The organism is Rhodococcus sp. R1101, assembly GCF_000278445.1.
GTDB classification, from domain to species: domain Bacteria; phylum Actinomycetota; class Actinomycetes; order Mycobacteriales; family Mycobacteriaceae; genus Rhodococcus; species Rhodococcus gordoniae.
The window spans coordinates 1-1,294 of sequence record NZ_AJVB01000728.1; the positions used below are offsets into that span (position 1 = coordinate 1).

General features: G+C 70.6%; 2 protein-coding genes. Both read right to left on the bottom strand.

The window, feature by feature from the left end; genetic code table 11:
* A partial coding sequence (locus tag R1101_RS0123650) for a DHH family phosphoesterase (protein WP_051017605.1) occupies positions 1–933 on the bottom strand: 933 nt, incomplete at its 3' end.
* A gap of 28 nt (positions 934–961) precedes the next feature.
* Positions 962–1,294 (bottom strand): ribosome-binding factor A (locus R1101_RS0123655; RefSeq protein WP_016935643.1); only part of this gene is annotated, 333 nt, incomplete at its 5' end.

Consider the following 1,294-nt stretch of genomic DNA (forward strand, 5'->3'; position numbering starts at 1 on the left):
ATGCCCTCCACCGCCGAGCACGGTGGCGACGGCCGACACGTCCACCGAGGTCTTCGCGCGCAGCGAGACGGTCCACTCCTCGGGAACGACCTCCTTGAACACCGCGGCGACCTCGGCTTCGGCGGTGGTGCGCACGATGTCGATGACGCTTTCGACCTCTTCCGGGCCGAGATGCGCCGAGTCGGCCCGTCGGACGAACGCGTAGACCAGTCCCTTGCCCTGCGCGGCGGCGCGGTCGAGCGTGGCCGTGGCCAGCACCGACGACAGCATCGGCAGCCACCCGAAAGGATGGGTGTCGAGCAGCACCCGTGTGATCGACGTGCCGTCGATCCCCGTGGCGAGGAGACGCTCGGCGAGTCCGTGGGCCTGCGGGCGTCCCCACCGGAACGATCCGGTGTCGGTCACCAGTCCCGCGTACAGGCAGTGCGCGAGCGCCGCGTCGATGTCGACACCCCACGCGTCGAAGAGGCCCGCGAGCACCATCGCTGTGGCCTCGGACTCCGGATCGATGAGGTTGTGGGTGCCGAACCGTGTGTTGGACAGGTGATGGTCGATCACCAGGACGTTCGGAGCCGTGTCCAGGCGGTCGCGCAGGACACCGAGACGGCCCGCGGTGCCACAGTCGACGGTGACCACGAGATCGACTTCTCGGCGCACGTCCGCCACCGGGGTGATCAGGTGCCCGCCCGGCAGCGACCGCATCGACTCGGGCATGCTCGCGGGCGAACCGAAGGCCACCTGCACGGCGACCCCGCGCCGTTCGAGGGCGATCCCGAGAGCCAGCCCGCTGCCGAGGGTGTCGGCGTCGGGATTGATGTGGCACAGCACCGTGACGGTGGCCGCCGCGTCCAGCAGAGCGGCGGCACCGTGCAGGTCGACGGATCCTGCCGGGACGAGCGGGACGCCGGCATCGTCCCGGCGCGAGGGGATCACCGGCGGGTTCGACTCGGGCACCGGTGTGCTATTCGTCGTCGTCACCGGCGTCGCGCTCACGGGGCTCCTTGTAGGGATCGGCGTCGCCGGCCGGAACGGCACCTTCGCGAGCACGGGCGACCTCGTTGTCGGCGGCGCGAGCACGCTCGAGGAGCTCCTCCATGTGACGGGCCGTATCGGGCACCGTGTCGGTGACGAACGTCAGCGTGGGGGTGAACCGCACGCCCGTGCCCGCACCCACCTTCGAGCGGAGCACACCTTTGGCCTTCTCGAGCCCCGCAGCGGCGGCGGCGTGATCGGGTTCGGTGTTCAGATCCGCGCCCCGGACCGTGTAGTACACGGTGGCGTCGTGCAGATCCGC